The organism is Kribbella sp. NPDC058245 (assembly GCF_042882005.1).
GTDB lineage: Bacteria > Actinomycetota > Actinomycetes > Propionibacteriales > Kribbellaceae > Kribbella.
The window spans coordinates 310076-326450 of record NZ_JBHVWY010000001.1; the positions used below are offsets into that span (position 1 = coordinate 310076).

General features: G+C 69.0%; 17 protein-coding genes. 13 read left to right on the top strand and 4 right to left on the bottom strand.

What is annotated here, in order from left to right:
* Positions 1 to 35: 35 nt before the first annotated feature.
* A complete protein-coding gene (locus ACFVWG_RS01435; RefSeq protein WP_391541148.1) occupies positions 36 to 1853 on the top strand; it encodes a BTAD domain-containing putative transcriptional regulator in 1818 nt (605 codons plus the stop codon).
* On the opposite strand, the gene ACFVWG_RS01440 is transcribed toward ACFVWG_RS01435, so the two are convergent.
* Positions 1850 to 2065 (bottom strand): hypothetical protein, encoded by a 216-nt coding sequence (locus ACFVWG_RS01440; protein WP_391541149.1) that lies wholly within the window; start codon positions 2063 to 2065, stop codon positions 1850 to 1852. The two genes, ACFVWG_RS01435 and ACFVWG_RS01440, sit on opposite strands and share 4 nt — an antisense overlap.
* Positions 2066 to 2068: 3 nt before the next feature.
* A complete protein-coding gene (locus ACFVWG_RS01445; RefSeq protein ID WP_391541150.1) occupies positions 2069 to 2743 on the bottom strand; it encodes a class I SAM-dependent methyltransferase in 675 nt (224 codons plus the stop codon).
* Between the two features lie 109 nt (positions 2744 to 2852).
* On the opposite strand from ACFVWG_RS01445, the gene ACFVWG_RS01450 reads away from it, so the two are divergent.
* The 3 genes from ACFVWG_RS01450 to ACFVWG_RS01460 all read left to right on the top strand — a co-directional run bounded on the left by ACFVWG_RS01450 (position 2853) and on the right by ACFVWG_RS01460 (position 5183).
* Positions 2853 to 2954 carry a 30S ribosomal protein bS22 gene (locus ACFVWG_RS01450; RefSeq protein ID WP_008356322.1) on the top strand — a complete coding sequence of 34 codons (102 nt, stop codon included), beginning with the start codon at positions 2853 to 2855 and terminating at the stop codon, positions 2952 to 2954.
* 107 nt (positions 2955 to 3061) lie between these two features.
* Entirely contained in the window at positions 3062 to 4054 is a 993-nt protein-coding gene (locus tag ACFVWG_RS01455; protein WP_391541531.1) for an NAD-dependent epimerase/dehydratase family protein, read from the top strand.
* Positions 4047 to 5183, top strand: a complete 1137-nt coding sequence (locus ACFVWG_RS01460) for a lysophospholipid acyltransferase family protein (protein ID WP_391541151.1) — start codon at positions 4047 to 4049, stop codon at positions 5181 to 5183. Before ACFVWG_RS01455 ends, ACFVWG_RS01460 begins: the two co-directional genes overlap by 8 nt.
* A gap of 165 nt (positions 5184 to 5348) precedes the next feature.
* Here ACFVWG_RS01460 and ACFVWG_RS01465 read toward each other — a convergent pair whose 3' ends face one another.
* Together ACFVWG_RS01465 and ACFVWG_RS01470 are read right to left on the bottom strand one after the other, a co-directional pair.
* Positions 5349 to 6527 (bottom strand): DUF5667 domain-containing protein, encoded by a 1179-nt coding sequence (locus ACFVWG_RS01465; protein ID WP_391541152.1) that lies wholly within the window; start codon positions 6525 to 6527, stop codon positions 5349 to 5351.
* 106 nt (positions 6528 to 6633) lie between these two features.
* Complete coding sequence (locus ACFVWG_RS01470; RefSeq protein ID WP_132164702.1) at positions 6634 to 7176, bottom strand: sigma-70 family RNA polymerase sigma factor; 543 nt, start codon at positions 7174 to 7176, stop codon at positions 6634 to 6636.
* 404 nt (positions 7177 to 7580) lie between these two features.
* Between ACFVWG_RS01470 and ACFVWG_RS01475 the strand changes: the two genes are divergently transcribed.
* From ACFVWG_RS01475 to ACFVWG_RS01515, 9 genes are all read left to right on the top strand, one after another.
* Entirely contained in the window at positions 7581 to 9026 is a 1446-nt protein-coding gene (locus ACFVWG_RS01475) for a class I adenylate-forming enzyme family protein (RefSeq protein ID WP_391541153.1), read from the top strand.
* On the top strand, positions 9023 to 9268 hold the full coding sequence (locus tag ACFVWG_RS01480; protein ID WP_391541154.1) for a glutaredoxin family protein: 246 nt from the start codon (positions 9023 to 9025) through the stop codon (positions 9266 to 9268). The genes ACFVWG_RS01475 and ACFVWG_RS01480 overlap by 4 nt, the downstream gene beginning before the upstream one ends.
* Positions 9269 to 9389: 121 nt before the next feature.
* A complete protein-coding gene (locus tag ACFVWG_RS01485; RefSeq protein WP_391541155.1) occupies positions 9390 to 10148 on the top strand; it encodes a redox-sensing transcriptional repressor Rex in 759 nt (252 codons plus the stop codon).
* Positions 10149 to 10221: 73 nt separating this feature from the next.
* On the top strand, positions 10222 to 11505 hold the full coding sequence (locus ACFVWG_RS01490) for a glutamyl-tRNA reductase (protein WP_391541156.1): 1284 nt from the start codon (positions 10222 to 10224) through the stop codon (positions 11503 to 11505).
* Positions 11502 to 12383, top strand: coding sequence for a hydroxymethylbilane synthase (gene hemC, locus ACFVWG_RS01495; RefSeq protein WP_391541157.1), 882 nt, complete (start codon positions 11502 to 11504; stop codon positions 12381 to 12383). Before ACFVWG_RS01490 ends, hemC begins: the two co-directional genes overlap by 4 nt.
* Complete coding sequence (locus tag ACFVWG_RS01500; RefSeq protein WP_391541158.1) at positions 12380 to 14128, top strand: uroporphyrinogen-III synthase; 1749 nt, start codon at positions 12380 to 12382, stop codon at positions 14126 to 14128. The genes hemC and ACFVWG_RS01500 overlap by 4 nt, the downstream gene beginning before the upstream one ends.
* 4 nt (positions 14129 to 14132) lie before the next feature.
* The gene (gene hemB / locus ACFVWG_RS01505; protein ID WP_391541159.1) at positions 14133 to 15116 is read left to right on the top strand and encodes a porphobilinogen synthase; all 984 of its coding nucleotides are present in this window, start codon (positions 14133 to 14135) and stop codon (positions 15114 to 15116) included.
* 25 nt (positions 15117 to 15141) lie between these two features.
* Positions 15142 to 15288: a hypothetical protein gene (locus ACFVWG_RS01510; protein WP_391541160.1), complete on the top strand. Its 147-nt coding sequence runs from the start codon at positions 15142 to 15144 to the stop codon at positions 15286 to 15288.
* Entirely contained in the window at positions 15285 to 16091 is an 807-nt protein-coding gene (locus tag ACFVWG_RS01515) for a hypothetical protein (protein ID WP_391541161.1), read from the top strand. The genes ACFVWG_RS01510 and ACFVWG_RS01515 overlap by 4 nt, the downstream gene beginning before the upstream one ends.
* The last annotated feature ends 284 nt before the right edge of the window (positions 16092 to 16375 follow it).

The window sequence follows — 16375 nt, forward strand, 5'->3', positions numbered from 1 at the left end:
GGATGAGCGCTGGATGAGCACGTTACGGTGAGTGGGTGGAGTTCGGGGTGCTCGGGTCGGTGGTGGCTTGGGATGACGCTGGGGAGCTGGTTGCGCTCAAGGGTCCGCGGCATCGCGCCGTACTGGCTCGGTTGATCGTCGCGCGGGGACGGGTGGTACCCGCGACGCGGCTGGTCGACGATCTGTGGGGCGATCCGCCAGATGGTGCGCTGAGCGCCGTACGGACGTTTGTGGCCGCGCTCCGGCGGTCTCTGGAGCCGGAGCGGGCACCGCGGACCCAGCCGCAACTGCTGGTGACCGAGGGGCCCGGATATGCGCTCAAAGCAACATCTGTCGATGCATGGCGCTTTGAGGACGCAGTTAAGGCGGGGGAGTACGAGGCTGCCCTCAAGCTGTGGCGAGGTCCCGCGTACGCCGACTTTGCCGACGAGCCGTGGGCGCAGGGGGAGCGAGCCCGGCTGACCGAGCTGCGGCTGCTGGCCGTGGAGCGGTTGGCGGAGGCGCGACTGACCGCGGGCGAGGCTGCAGCGGCTGTGGCTGAGCTGGACGCTCATGTGACCGACCACCCCTGGCGTGAGGAGGGCTGGCGACTCCTGGCGCTGTCGCTCTACCAGTCCGGTCGCCAGGCCGACGCCCTCGCCGTACTGCGACGTGCCCGCGCCATGCTGGTCGAGCAGCTAGGCATCGACCCCGGTACGGCGCTAGTGCGGCTCGAGGCGGACATCCTCAACCAAGCCGTGGAGCCTACGTCGGTGTGGTCCGCCACCGCAGCCGCCTATCAACGCACCACCGGCGCGAAGGCGCAGCTGGAATCAACAGTCGGGATGCTGCGCAGTCTCGCGGTCACCGGCGAGCTCGCTGAGGTACGTCGGCACCGCTTGGCGGCCATCGCCGCAGCCGAGCAGCTCGGCGATCCGGATCTCGCTGCGCGGGTGATCGGCGCGTACGACGTACCGGCGATCTGGACGCGGTCCGACGACGAGGCGGAGGCCGCAGCGATCGTGCGTGCGGCCGAGCGGGTCCTCCCGACCCAGGATCACCCGGCACTGCGCGCACGCCTCCTCGCCACAATCGCCTTGGAATCAAGGGGATCCAGCGCCGCCCGCCCTTTGGAGGCCGCTCGCGAAGCGGAGCAGATCGCCCGCACCCTGGATGATCCCGCAATCCTCGCCTTCGCGCTGAACGGTGTCTTCATCCAGTCCTGCCGCCAGGCCGGTCAGTCGGAAACCCGCGACCGGATCGGCGCCGAGCTGATCGCGCTCGCCGCCCGCCACGCGCTCCCGGCGTACGAGATCCTCGGGCACCTCATCCGCCTGCAGTCCGCGTGCGCCATCGCCGACCACACCGCCGCCGACGAGCATGCAGCCGCGGCCGATGCGTTGGGCGCCCGGCACGACTCACCGCTCGTCGGCGTCTTCACCAGCTGGTACGCCGCCCTCCGCGCCGACACCCCAAGTGCCTACGCACAAGCCGCGACCCACCACCCCGCGACCGCCATGCCCGGCCTCGACCACGGCCTACTCCCACTCGCCCTCGCGGCCCACAGCCTCCGCCACGAGACTTCCCTCTCCCAGACCGCCGACTACGGTCCGCACACCCCGTGGATCCAGCCCCTGCTTATGATTGCCCAGGGCAAGTATTCCTATGCGGCCCGCCTGCTCAGCCACATCGCACCCCCACCCCCAGGCCTGCTCCTCGAAGCACACTGGGCCCTCCTCGCCCAAGCAGCCAAGGCCGCAGATCATCAACCCCTGCTAGCGAAAGCCCAAGCCGCCCTCCGCCCAGCCGCCTCCGAACAAGCCGGCGCCCAATCCGGCTTCCTCACCCTCGGCCCAGTCGCCAACTACCTCTAGAGGTCGTCCGGCGAACCAGCCTCAGCCCGCCGATCACCCGCGACGCGCTGCTCCTGGTGAGCGTGATGCGAGGTGGGCCGATAGGCCTCCTCGTACGCCGCCACCGCCCGGGCCAGCCCGGCCCCATGTCCACGCCCCTTGGCCCACCGCGCGAACACGGTGAGCCCGGCCAGCACCACCACCAGACCGCCGACGAAGATCACGTAGGCCATGACTCAGACCCGCTTCCTCGCCCGCACCGCGAGGGAGTGGGGTACGCCGGGGCCCTCGGGCTCGATGAATCGCTCGAGGGCGAGACCGGTGGTCAGGAAGGCGTTGAGGTAGTCGGCGAGCGGGACGTGGCTCATGCCGATGTGTTGGCGGATGCCGCCTTCACCCCAGTACGGCGCGGGTTCGTGCCAGCCGGGTTGCCGGTACGACGTGTGCGCCGTACGACTGCCGTCCTCGTTGTACACGACATGTGGTCCGTTGAAGCACGGATGCACGCCGTACTCGATGAAGACCCCGCCTGCCCGCAGGACACGGGCAGCCTCGCGCAGTACGTCACCGAAGTCGTCGACGTCGGTGGAGATCCACATCACCATCACCGTGTCGAAGGACTCGTCGGGAAACGGCAGGGCGGCTGCGTCACCGACCATCAGCGGGCCGTCGGTGCGGTTTCGCGCGAGGCGCAGCTGGTCGGACGAGTAGTCGAGACCGACGACCTCGCGACCGCTGGCCCGGATGGTCCCGAAGTTGCGTCCGGTGCCGCAGCCGATGTCGAGGCAGGGGCCGGAACCCTCGCCGAGCAGCTCGAGCAGGCCGGGTTGATGCGGCTCCGCGCCGCTCACGAACCGGTCGTCGTACCAGTCGGCCAGACCGTCGTACCGAGCCTTGGTGACAGTGTTCATGGCGCCTCCCCAGACGTGATCTCCACCCTACCCAAGGGCCGCTTTAGGTCCACGACGATACGTACGGGTAAGCTTTGCCGACGTTCTCTTTGAGTTTGGATGGTCCACTGTGGGTTCTGTAATCAAGAAGCGCCGCAAGCGTATGGCGAAGAAGAAGCACCGCAAGCTGCTGAAGAAGACGCGGGTTCAGCGCCGCAAGCTCGGTAAGTAGCAGGCCCGTCGTTTTGTAGGTAGGCCCGCCGCGCCCGGCGACATGAGGTGGCGCGGCGATCGGTGGGGTTGCTGTCTGGCTGGGGGCTTCTCGTGGCACAGGTGGTAATGGTGACCGGCGTCTCGCGAGATGCCGGTGCTCGGTGTGCCCGCAGACTGGCCGACGATCCGTCGATCGGCACGGTGCTCGGCGTCGACGTGGTTCCGCCACGGGCCGAGCTGGGCCGGGTCCGGTTCGTCCGGGCAGACATTCGCAATCCCGTGATCGCGAAAGTGATTGCCGCCGAGGACGTCGACACTGTCGTCCACACCGGCGTGGTGGCCACCCCGGGCAGTGCCGGCGGCCGGTCGTCGATGAAGGAGATCAACGTCATCGGCACCATGCAGCTGCTCGCCGCCTGTCAGAAGGCGTCCGGCGTGGCCAAGCTGGTGGTGAAGTCGTCCACCACGGTGTACGGCGCGGGTCCGCGGGATCCGGCCATGTTCACCGAGGAGATGGCGCCGCGGGCGATCCATCAGACCGGTCTGAGCAAGGACGCGGTCGAGGTCGAGGGGTATGTGCGCGGGTTCGCCCGGCGCCGCCCCGATGTCTGCGTGACCACGCTCCGGATGGCGAACTGGATCGGCCCCAAGACCGACTCCCCGATCACGCGGTACTTCGGCATGCCCGTCGTACCGACAGTGTTCGGGTATGACGCCCGCCTGCAGTTCCTGCACGAGGACGACGGCGTCGAGGCCATCCACCACGCCACAGTGAACGATCTGCCCGGCACCTTCAACCTGGCCGGCGACGGCGTGCTCGCCCTCTCCCAAGCGATCCGGCGGCTCGGCCGCCCGACGCTTCGCCTCCCGTCTTTCACAGCGTCCAGTACGGCGGCCGCCGTGCGGCGCGCGCGGTTGGCCGACTTCTCGCCCGACCAGATCACGTTCCTGACCTACGGCCGGGTCGTCGACACCACGCGGATGCGGAGCGCCTTCGGGTTCGAGCCGCAGTTCACCACCGCCGAGGCGTTCGACGAGTTCCGCCGCTCGCTCGGTCCGGGCGCGGCCAGCCAGATCGCGTCCTTGCTGTCGACCGGACTCGGAGCGCTGCGTGGCTGACGCGGATGTGATCCCGATCGGTTCCGGTGGACGCCCGGGTCGAGGCAGCGGACGCCGTACGACGCCGTCCGCGGCTGCGCGCGCTCTCGCTGGACCGGGAGCAGCGCGGTCCAAGAAGAAAAAGGTGAAGACTGCGGAGCCGGACCTGGTCGACGAGACCGTGACCGAGCTGCCGCCGGTTGCCGAGCAGGAGAGCTCCACGCGGGCCGAGGACCGGGCGCCGGACCTCGGTGCGTTCGGACTGGGCGGACTGGACTTCGCCCAGCTCGAGAAGGTCGTGCGAGAGCTGTTCGGCGCGGACGGCGAGCGGCGGATCGCGGAGTGGTTCGCGTTCCTGCGCCGGCGGTTGTCGGGGGAGTACGAGGTCGACGAGTTCGGTTTCGACTCCGACCTGACCGATCAGATCCTGCTGCCGATGCTGCGGCCGCTCGCGGAGAAGTGGTTCCGGGTCGAGGTGCGCGGGGTGGAGAACATCCCGGAGACCGGGAGCGCGCTGATCGTCGCGAACCACTCGGGCACGATGCCGCTCGACGGCCTGATCACCCAGCTGATCGTCGCGGACCACACCAGCCGGCCGCTGCGCACGCTCGCGGCCGACCTGGTGTTCCGCACGCCGTTCGTCGGTGAGTGGTCCCGCAAGGGCGGCGCCACGCTGGCGAACAACGACGACGCCGAGCGGCTGCTCCGCCAGGGAAACCTGGTCGGCGTCTGGCCCGAGGGGTTCAAGGGACTCGGCAAGCCGTTCAGCGAGCGCTACAAGCTGCAGCGGTTCGGTCGGGGTGGATTCGTCAGCGCCGCGATGCGGACCGGCGTACCGATCGTTCCGTGCTCGATCGTCGGCGCCGAGGAGATCTACCCGCTCGTCGGCAACCTCTCCTCGCTGGCCCGCCTGATGGGCGTCCCGTATGTCCCGGTGACCCCGTTCTTCCCGCTGCTCGGGCCGCTCGGCCTGATCCCGCTGCCGTCGAAGTGGCTGATCGAGTTCGGCGAACCGATCCGCACCGACGAGTTCCCCGAGGGTGCCGCCGACGACCCGATGCTGGTCTTCAACGTGACCGACCAGGTCCGCGAAACCATCCAGCAGACCCTCTACACCCTGCTCGTCCAGCGCCGCAGCGTCTTCTTCTGACCCGCCGCTCCCCACCATTTGATGGGTCAGCCCATCGCGTGGTGGGTGGGCCAACCGCATGCGGCTAGCTCTCCCCCAACCAGGTGGGTCAGCCCATCAAATGGGGAGACAAAGGAAGAAGCCCGGCCGCGGGGGCCGGGCTTCTTGGTGGTGCGAAGGGTGCTGTTACTTCCAGGGCGGGAGCAGGGTCTGCAGGACGCCCGGGATGTTGATCAGCGGTGGGAGGCTCAGGCTGGGAAACGGCCAGGGCCAGGACGGGCTGGTGGTCGGGCCGGTCGGGGTACCCGTAGGTGTCCCGGTCGGCTTGGAGCCGGACGGTAGGGGAGGGGTCTTCAGAGCGCTCGGCGGCGGTTTCTGGGACTCCTCGACGATCGTCGTGTTCGGCACCTTGCTGGGTGCCACGGACGGCACACTGCTGGGACCCGATGACGGCTTGGTGACCGGCGGGGTCTTCAGCTTGCCGGGTGGCTTGGTCGACTGCTCGACCGTGGTCGGCACCTGCTGGTTCTTCGCCGGCTGCGGCTTGTCGCACTTCGGGCAGGCCGTCGTCGTGTGCTGAGCCAGGTCGTCGATCGTGGACAACGCCTCGACCGCCGACTTCAGCGACTCCGGTGGCAGCTTCGGCCCGAGCTCGACCAGTGCCTGGCGGGCGCTGGTGATGAACGTCGTGACCGCGGTGATCGCACTCGCGTCGCCGTTCTGCTGGTACGACGCGACCAGCCGGGACACGCCCTTGCGGGCCTGCACCGAGAAGTCGTCGAGAGTGCCGTTGATGGTGGTCGCGGACCCGCCGTTCTCGGCGAGTGCCTGGACCTCGGACAGCCGGGTCTTGGCATGATCGAGCTCGCGCCGGCCGCGGGAGTCGTCGCCGACCCCGACATTGGTGGCCACGTTCTCGATACTGCGCTTCATCCCGTACAACGTGTCGCCGGGCATCGCCTGCTGAGCGGCAGCGGCAGAACCGATGCCACCTCCCAGCAGCACCAGCGCGGCGGTACTGGCCACGAGCCGGATGCGCCGGCCATGACGATGGCGGATATCTGTCACGGACGCGTCGACGTCCTCGCCACTCGGCGGGTCGTCGGAGTTGTCAGGAGTGCTGCGCACCATGGTCGGAGTACTGGTCGCCGCGCGGGCGGCCGCCTGCTCAAGCAGACGGTGCCGCAGCTCGGCGCTGAACTCCGGTCGGGGTGCGACTGCGCCGGCGGTCCTCAGCCGTCCGACGAGTTCTACAGCCTCTACCAACTCCGGGTCATCGCTCAGTCGCGAAGAGTGACGGGGCCCGTGATCGACGGCGTGCGCGAAGGTCTCCGCGCGCGCTCGAGCCCTGTGTAGGTCACTCATGGATCTCGTTCTCCTCAATGGCCAGTCGGGATTACCGACAGGTCCTCACGAGGGAGAACGACGAAACTGCCTGACGGGTTACGGAAGACGTTCGTTGTCATCCGTCTCACCTCAAGTCCTTCGGGATAACCTTCGCCAAGTGCCGGACGGCCCTCAGTTGCAGTTGCTTGACGGCGCCTTCGGACTTCTCCAGCGCCCTGGCCGTTTCCGCGATCGACAAACCGGCGAAGAACCGCATTGTCAGGCAGTCGCGTTGTTCGTCGGGCAAGCCCGCGACGGCGTCCCGCAGTACCTCGGCGGTGGCGGCGGCCAGTACGTCGACCTCCGGCCCCTCGGTCTGCCGGTCGTGCGTCTCGATCTCGTCCGTGACCACCTCGAGCCGGACCCGGCCCGATTTGTAGTGGTCGGTGATCAGGTTCCGGGCGATGGTCACCAGCCAGGCGCCGAAGTCCCGTCCCTGCCAGCGGAACGAGTCCAGTGCGCGCAGCGCCCGGACGAAGGTCTCGCTGGTCAGGTCCTCGGCGAGTGCCGATGAGGACACCCGGGCGTAGATATAGCGATAGACGGTGAGCGAGTACTCGTCGTAGAGCTCACCGAAGGCACCGACGTCACCTGCCTGAGCGCGATCGACGAGCTCTGCCCGTCTCATCCCGTCCGGACTTGGCTCCGGCGTCGTCAAGATCTCTCCCCGTTCGAAAGACACGTCGTCTGACACATCCGCGCATGGCCACAGCGGCTGACGACATGGGCGAGCACTGAGCGTTACGCCCAGAACACTCGCTGTCAACAGCTTGCGGCGTGCCGCCTTCCCGTCGGTCGATCGTCTACGAATGCGCCAGCGGACTGCTCCCGTCACCACCTGATGACGCAATGCAGCCTGCTGTCGGGGTTGTCGCGCATGGTCGCCCCGTCATGGACGGGTTTCTGCAGTGTGAGGTTCAGCAGAAGCACATCCACGAGTTCACCTGTATATCTCCCGTTACGCTCCGCTGCAACCATTCCGGCCAAGCCGGTTGCTCGGTGAGCGTGGATCGGCCATGGCAGACTCAGCGGGTGGACTTCAATTTCGCGGACCTGCTTCGTGACACAGCGCGACGTCACGGCGATCGGGTCGCGCTGGTCGACGGCGACCGGCGACTGACCTGGACCGAGCTCGACGCGGCCGTCGAAAGCGCCGCCCGGGGGTTCGCCGCGGCCGGTCTGGTGCCGGGCTGGCGGGTCATCCTGTTGGTTGCCAACAGCATCGAGTTCGTCACCTCCTACCTGGGCGTTCTTCGTTCGGGTCTGGTCGCGGTGCCACTGAACACCGGCCTGACCAAGTCCGAGGTGGACACCGTCGTGGCGCACTCCGGGGCCCGTCTCGCGGTCACCGACGCGGACCTCGCCGGGCTCGTCGAGGGGGTCCGGACGGTGCGGGCCGGCGACCTCCAAGGTGACGCTGTGTTACAGCCGACGATCGACCCCGAGACGCTCGCGGTGCTGCTCTACACCTCGGGGACCAGCGGAGATCCGCGGGCCGCGATGCTCACGCATCGCGCACTCACGGCCAACGTGAAGAATCTCTCCGAGCTCGGCCCCGACAGAATGGGACCCGAAGACGTGGTCCTCGGCGTCCTGCCGATGTTCCACGCCTTCGGTCTGAACGCTGTTCTCGGCTGGACTGTGGCGACCGGCGCGGCCCTGGTCATCGACCAGCGTTTCCATGCCGCGCACACCCTTGAGCTGGTCAAACAGCATGAAGTCACCCGACTACCGCTCGCGCCGCCGGCCCTGCATGCGCTGCTGGCCCAACCAGACCTCCGTACGGCGCTCGCCGGCGTGAAGGTCGTGTTGACCGGCGCATCCGCGTTGGAGCGCAGCCTGGCCGACCGCTTCGAGCAGATGACCGGTCTCTATGTCCACCAGGGCTACGGCCTGACCGAGGCGTCCCCAGGTGTGACCACCACTCTCGACGAGGAAGAGCCGAAGCCGGGCTCTGTAGGTCGCCCGCTGCCGAACGTCGAGCTCCGGATCGCCGACGAGCAGGGTGAGGACGTCGAGGGCGACGACCCCGGCGAGATCCTGATCCGCGGCGCGAACGTCTTCTCCGGCTACTGGCCGGACGGTGTGGACGGACCGGACGCCGATGGCTGGTACCGGACCGGTGACGTCGGCTTCCTGGACTCGGACGGCGACCTGTTCCTGGTGGACCGGTTGCGCGAGCTGATCATCGTGTCCGGGTTCAACGTCTTCCCCAGTGAGGTCGAAGACGTGCTGGTCGCGGCCGACGGCGTACTGGAGGCTGCGGTCATCGGCGTACCGTCCGAGGACACCGGCGAGGCCATCAAGGCGTTCATCGTCCCCGAGACCGGTACGACGGTTGATCCGGACGCCGTGGCGGCCTACGCGTCCACGCGGTTGGCGCGGTTCAAGTGCCCGAGCGAGCTCGAGGTCGTCGAGCAGTTGCCGCATTCGGTCACCGGCAAAGTGGCCAAGGGCCGGCTCCGGGCGGAGGGATGAGCGCTCGCGTCACGCTCTACGGGAAGCCCGGCTGTCACCTCTGTGACGACGCCCGGGTGATCGTCGAGGCGGTCTGCGCCCAGCTCGGCGTGGAGTGGGCCGAGGTCGACATCACCCAGGACGACGCCCTCTTCACCCAGTACGGCGAACAGATCCCGGTCACCCTCGTGGACGGCAAGCAGCACGACTTCTGGCGGGTCGACCCGGCCAGACTCCGGAAGGCGCTCAGCGCCCAGGCATGACCTTAGTGCTGTCGGTCACCCTGGGGTTCGCCGATTTTGTTCTCACGTTCACAAGCTCCTAGAGTAAGAGGAGCCGCAGGGTACTGAACGCGGCTGATGAGAACCACCCCCCAGGAGAATTGTGACGCGTGCCAGCAGCGGTCGTCCCGGCCCGCCGACGAGAACCGAACGCGGCATCCCCGAGGCGACTGTCGCGCGCTTGCCGGTCTATCTGCGGGCGCTGACCGCGCTGTCGGACAGTGGTATCGCGACTGCGTCGAGTGAGGACCTGGCCACCGCGGCCGGCGTGAACTCCGCAAAGCTTCGCAAGGACCTGTCCTACCTGGGCTCCTACGGCACCCGCGGCGTCGGGTACGACGTCGAGTACCTGCGCTACCAGATCGCCCGCGAGATCGGCGTCACCCAGGACTGGGCGGTCGTCATCGTCGGGATCGGGAACCTGGGTCACGCGCTGGCGAACTACTCCGGCTTCGGCACCCGCGGGTTCCGGATCGTCGCCCTGCTCGACGCCGACCCGACGCTGGTCGGCGAGCGGATCGGTGACATGGAGGTCCGCGACTTCGCCGAGCTCGAGCACATCGTCGAGACCGACCGGGTCTCGATCGGCGTCATCACCACTCCCGCCGGTCCGGCCCAGGAGGTCTGCGACCGGCTGGTCGCGGCAGGGGTGACCAGCATCCTGAACTTCGCGCCGGTGGTGCTGTCCGTGCCCGACGGTGTCGACATCCGCAAGGTGGACCTCTCGATCGAGTTGCAGATCCTGGCGTACCACGAACAACGCAAGTCCGGAGAGGTGGCGCTCCCCCAGGTGCCCGAGCTACCAGCGACCAACGGTCTAGCCTCTGATCTGCCCGCCGTGGGTGGAGGTGTCGGCGCGTGAAGGAGCGCAGCGAGTTCACCATTCAACACAGCGCTCTTAGTTCATTTGCGCCCGCAGCGAAGCGAGGACGGAAATGAGCTACCTCGTCGTCGGGATCAGTCACCGCTCCGCGGACATCAACGTGCTGGAGCGGGTCGCGCTGGATCCGGACGCGGCGATCAAACTCGCGCTGGCCGTGCAGAACTCGCCGGCCGTGACGGAGTCCGCCGTACTGGCGACCTGTAACCGCACCGAGGTGTATGCGACCGTCGACCGGTTCCACGCGGGTATGGACGAGGTCACCGCGATCCTGTCCGACGTCACCGGCGTACCGCTGATCGATCTGGCCGAGCACCTGTATGTGCACTTCGAGGAGGGCGCGGTCGCGCATCTCTTCCAGGTCGCGGTCGGGCTGGACTCGATGATCGTCGGCGAGAGCCAGATCCTCGGCCAGGTGAAGGAGACGCTGCGCGTCGGCCAGGACCTGGAGACGATCGGTACCGACCTGAATGCCCTTCTGCAGCACGCGTTGCGGGTCGGCAAGCGGGCTCGCACCGAGACCGGCATCGACTCCGCCGGACGCTCGGTCGTCTCGGCCGGGCTCGAGGCGGTCGGCGGCTTCGAGGGTCGTCGCGCACTGATCGTCGGCGCCGGTTCGATGGCCTCGCTGGCCGCACAAACCCTGATCAACAACGGCGCCAAGAGCGTGGTCATTGCCAACCGCAACTATGACCGTGCGGTCGCGCTGACCGAACGCATCGGCGGTACGGCGATCCAGCTGGCGAACGTTCCTGATGCACTGGCCGAGGCTGACCTGGTGGTGTCGTGCACCGGCGCTCGTGGTGTGGTGCTGACCGCTCAGATGATCCAGAACGCCAGCGACGGAAGGCCTTTCGGCGTACTGGATGTGGCCCTGCCGCGCGACGTCGCGCCTGAGGCAGCCCGCATTCCCGGCGTCACGCTGGTCACGCTGGCCGATCTCGCGGGCACTGCTGGTGGCAGTGCGCACGACATCGAGGATGTACGGCGGATCGTCGGCGAGGAGACCGGGGTGTTCGAGGCGACCCGGCGGGCCGCTTCGGTGGCGCCGACGGTCGTCGCTCTGCGGACGATGGCCAGTGAGCTCGTCGATTCCGAGCTGGCCCGGCTGGACCGCCGGCTGCCCGGCCTGGACGACAACCAGCGGCAGGAGGTGGCCCGGACGATTCGCCGGGTCGTCGACAAGGTGCTGCACAACCCGACCGTTCGGGTGAAGGAACTTGCCGCCGATCCCGGCGGACCGACGTACGCGAACGCGCTGCGCGAACTGTTCGCCATCGACCAGGCGACGGTCGACGCGGTGACGACGCCCAAGGCGCGCGGAGGTGAGCACGCATGATCCGACTGGGAACCCGGCGGTCCGCACTGGCGACGGTCCAGGCAAAGCTGGTGGCCGACCAGCTGCGCGCACTCGGGCACGAGGTCGAACTGGTCCCGATCGTCACCACCGGCGACGTCAATCTGGCGCCGATGCAGCAGATCGGTGGCACCGGAGTCTTCGTCAGCGCCCTGCGCGACGCCCTGATGGCCGGTGAGATCGACATCGCGGTGCACTCACTGAAGGACCTGCCGACCGTGCCGGTCGAGGGTCTGACAGTCGGCGCGATCCCGGTCCGCGAGGACCCGCGCGACGTACTGGTCGCCCGCGACGGGCTCACGCTCGGCGAGCTGCAGCAGGGCGCGCTGGTCGGGACGGGTTCGGCCCGCCGGGTCGCGATGCTCGAAGGGCTCGGTCTGGGGCTGGAGCTGACCGCGATCCGCGGCAACGTGGACACCCGGATCAAGCTCGTCACAGACGGTAAATTGGACGCGGTGGTCCTTGCGAGGGCAGGGTTGTCCCGGTTGGGACGGCTCGCCGAGGTGACCGAGACCCTGGATCCGATCCAGGTTCTGCCCGCTCCGGGACAAGGTGCCCTGGGCATCGAGTGCCGGGCGGACGACACCGAGGTGCTGGCCGCCCTGGCTCCGCTGGAGGACCCGGCCACCCGCGCGGCGGTGACAGCGGAACGGCAGATGATGGCCACACTCGAGGCAGGGTGCTCGGCTCCGGTCGGAGCGCTCGCCGAGGTGGTCGAGGGTGAGGACGGTCCCGAGCTCTGGCTGCGGGGCGCGCTCGGCCAGGACGACGGCGTACGGCGGCTCTCCGCGAACGGGCCGGTGGACGACCCGGTGTCCCTCGGCATAGCGCTGGCGAACGAATTGCTGGAGCGCGAATGACACCACCGCCACAAGGCACGACGACAGCCAAGAAGACAAGCACCACGAGGACGAGGGCGAAGGCAGACGTGAGCAGCGCACAGACAGCAGCCTCCACCGCGGTATCCGCGACACCTCAGACAGTGCCGGCGAAGGCTGCCGCGACCAGTACGGCGGCCAAGGCGGTCAGACCGCTCGGCCACGTCACGTTCGTCGGCGTCGGCCCGGGTGACCCCTCGCTGCTGACACTGGCCGGACGCGACGTCCTGGCCGGTGCGGACGCGGTCGTCGTCGAGGGCCCCGAGCACGACGCCTTCCTGACCTACTGCAAGCCGGGCGTCGAGGTGATCGACGGTTCCGGCGCCGAGGGCAGCCGCGCACTGCGCGTCGCGGCCCGCGGCCGGCTGGTGGTGAAGACCGCCAAGTCCGCGGCGAACGTCGTCCGCCTGCTGACCGGTGACCCGTTCACCTTCTCCAGCGGTGCGGAGGAGGCGGCCGCGTGCCGCAAGGCCGGGATCGGCTTCAACGTGATCCCGGGCGTCAGCGAGGTGAGCGCGGTCCCGACGTACGCCGGAATCCCGCTGACCATGAAGAACGACCGCGAGGTCACGGTGCTCGACCTGGCCGAGACCAAGCTCGACCTGAGCCGCCTGCACGCCAAGCAGACGCTGGTCCTGCTGAACGCGACCGACGTCCTCAAGGACACCGCGGCCGCGCTCGTCGAGGCCGGCTTCGACGCGTCGACCCCGGTCGCCGCGACCGTCGGCGGTACGACGACCGCGCAGACCAGTGTGGTCGGCACGCTCGAGACGATCGTCGCGGACCTGCGCGCCGCCAAGGTCACCGGCGAGGCCGTGATCGTGGTCGGTGCCGTGGTCGAGCAGCGCGAGGCGCTGTCCTGGTTCGAGACCAAGCCGCTGTTCGGCTGGCGGATCCTGGTGCCGCGTACCAAGGACCAGGCCGGTCCGCTGATGGACCGCCTCCGCCGGTACGGCGCGATGCCCGAAGAGGTCCCCACGATCTCGGTGGAGCCGCCGCGCAACCCGCAGCAGATGGACAAGGCGATCCGCGGGCTCGTCGAGGGCCGCTACGAGTGGGTCGCGTTCACCTCGGTCAACGCGGTCAAGGCGGTCCGGGAGAAGTTCGACGAGTACGGGCTGGACGCACGGGCGTTCTCCGGGCTGAAGATCGCGGCGGTCGGCGACAAGACCGCCGAGGCGATCGGTGCCTGGGGCATCCGTCCGGACCTGACCCCCACCGGTGAGCAGTCCGCCGCCGGCCTGGTCGAGGACTGGCCGCCGTTCGACGAGGTGCTAGACCCGATCAACCGGGTCTTCCTGCCGCGTGCGGACATCGCGACCGAGACGCTGGTCGCCGGACTGACCGACCTCGGTTGGGAGGTCGACGACGTCACGGCGTACCGGACCGTTCGGGCCGCCCCGCCGCCCGCGCCGACGCGTGAGGCGATCAAGTCGGGCAAGTTCGACGCGGTCGTGTTCACGTCCTCCTCGACCGTGCGCAACCTGGTCGGCATCGCCGGGAAGCCGCACGCGTCGACGGTGATCGCGGTGATCGGCCCGGCCACGCTGAAGACGGCCGAGGAGCACGGTCTGCGCGTCGACGCGATGGCCGATGCGCCGTCCGCCGAGGAGCTGGCCGACGCACTCGCCCGGTTCGGTGCGGACCGGCGTGACACCATGGTGGAGGCGGGCGAGCCCGTCACCCGCCCCTCGGAACGTCGTGCAGGTTCTCGCAGGAAGAGCTAATGCTGTGACTGGATTCCCGGATGTGAGGCCCCGTCGGCTGCGTCAGTCGGCGGCGATGCGCAGGCTGGTCGCGGAGACCACGCTCGAGCCGCGGCAGCTGATCCTGCCGATGTTCGTCCGGGAAGGGGCCCGCGATCCGATCGCGATCAGCTCCATGCCCGGGGTCTACCAGCACACCCGGGATACCGCGCGGAAGGCCGTCGCGGAGGCGGCACGGCTCGGGCTCGGCGGCGTGATGCTGTTCGGAGTGCCTGAGGAGAAGGACGAGGTCGGCTCGGGTGCGCTCGATCCGAACGGCATCCTGAACGTCGCGATCCGCGATGCGGTGCACGAGGCCGGTGACTCGCTGCTGGTGATGTCGGACCTGTGTCTCGACGAGTTCACCTCGCACGGGCACTGCGGCGTACTGGATTCCGAAGGTCGCGTGGACAACGACGCGACGCTGAAGATCTACGCCGAGATGGGCGTCGCGCAGGCCGAGGCGGGTGCACACATCGTCGGCCCGTCCGGGATGATGGACGGCCAGGTCGGCGTCGTACGGCGGGCTCTGGACGCGTCCGGGTTCGTGGACACGGTGATCCTGGCGTATGCGGTGAAGTACGCGTCGAGCTTCTTCGGGCCGTTCCGGGAGGCTGTCGGCTCGTCGCTGCAGGGCGACCGGAAGACCTACCAGCAGGACGGCGCGAACGCGCGCGACGCCATCCGCGAGGTCGATCTGGATGTCGCCGAGGGCGCGGACATCGTGATGGTGAAGCCGGCGCTGGCGTATCTCGACATCATCCGGCAGGTGCGCGACCACGTGACCTTGCCGGTGGCGGCGTACAACATCTCCGGTGAGTACGCGATGGTCGAGGCCGCCGCGGCGAACGGGTGGATCGACCGGGAGAAGGCGATCCTGGAGACGCTGACGTCGATCCGGCGGGCGGGTGCGGACCAGATCCTGACCTACTGGGCCGCCGAGGCCGTCGAGCTGCTTGCGCGTCGCTGATCCGTCGTTCGGATACGCTCGGGCCGTGTCCACGGAGCCGAACGAGCAGTCGAATCATGCCCTTGAGGCAGCGCGCGACCAGTTGCAGGCCGCCCGCGCCGAACTGCAGAGCGCCGAGGCAGCCCTGCGCGCCGCGCTCGCCGCCGACGAAGAGGCCGAGGGCAACGAATGAGTACGCCGGCGCAGGAGCAGCAGCGCGCCCAGGAACGGGCCGCCTGGCTGGCTGAGACGGCGGCCAACGCGCTCTCGGCTGCCCGGTCGTCGCTCGGACGGGCCGCCGATGTCACCCGGGACGTGGACAACTTCCTGCGGCGGAGCGAGCAAGAGGTCTTCGAGTTGCCCGGTCAGGCGAACCGGATCGCGGTCGAGAGCGAACCACGCCCGTGGGTGCGGAACGTCCAGCAGTTGGCCGATCAGGCCGACCAGCGGGTCCGGTACGGCCAGCAGGGCATCAACGAGGTGCGTGACCGCCTGTCCGACGGGGCCCGTGCGTTGAAGGCCGGCCGGGACGCGCTCACCGAGTTGTCCGAGCTGCCCGTCGAGCACGACCAAGCCGCGATGTCGCGGCTCTCGAGCCGGATCGACGCCCTGGACAGGGCAGTCGACCAGTTCGGCGAGGGCATCGACAACGCCGACCGTCGCCTGGTGGCGACTCGCGAGACCCTCGACCCGCTGATCAACTCCAGCGCGAACGTCCAGGACCGCGGAGCCACGGCGGCCGGTATCACGAACGCCGCGCAGGCCGCCGACACCCAGCTCATGCACACCCGCGCCGGCCTCAACACCCTCAACCAGGCCTTCGACGACACCCAGGTCGACTCGACCCAAGCCGCCGCCGAGTCAGCCGACCTGGCCCGCGCCTTCCACGCTGCCGCCAACCCCACTCCCCGCACCGACCAGCAAACCCAAGCCGCCGCCGCGGACGAGGCCCACCACCCCAAGTCCGAGATCGCCTCCCGCCTCCGCGACCTCTAACCCCACTTCACCCGCTTCCGCCCCCACCGACCTCAGCCCACCACCTCCGCGCCGACCCCAGCCCACCACCTCCGCGGACCTCACCCCACCGCCTCCGCGCCGTCGCTTCCGCGACCGCTGGCCTCGGCGCCGCCTCCGCGACCGCTGGCCTCCGTGCCCGCCGACCCCAGCTCGCCGCCTCCGCGTCCGCTGACCTCGGCTCGGCGCCTCCGCGTCCGCCGGGCCCAGCTCACCGCCTCCGTGCCCGCTGACCTCGCCGCCGCCCCTGCGCATTTGACCGGATA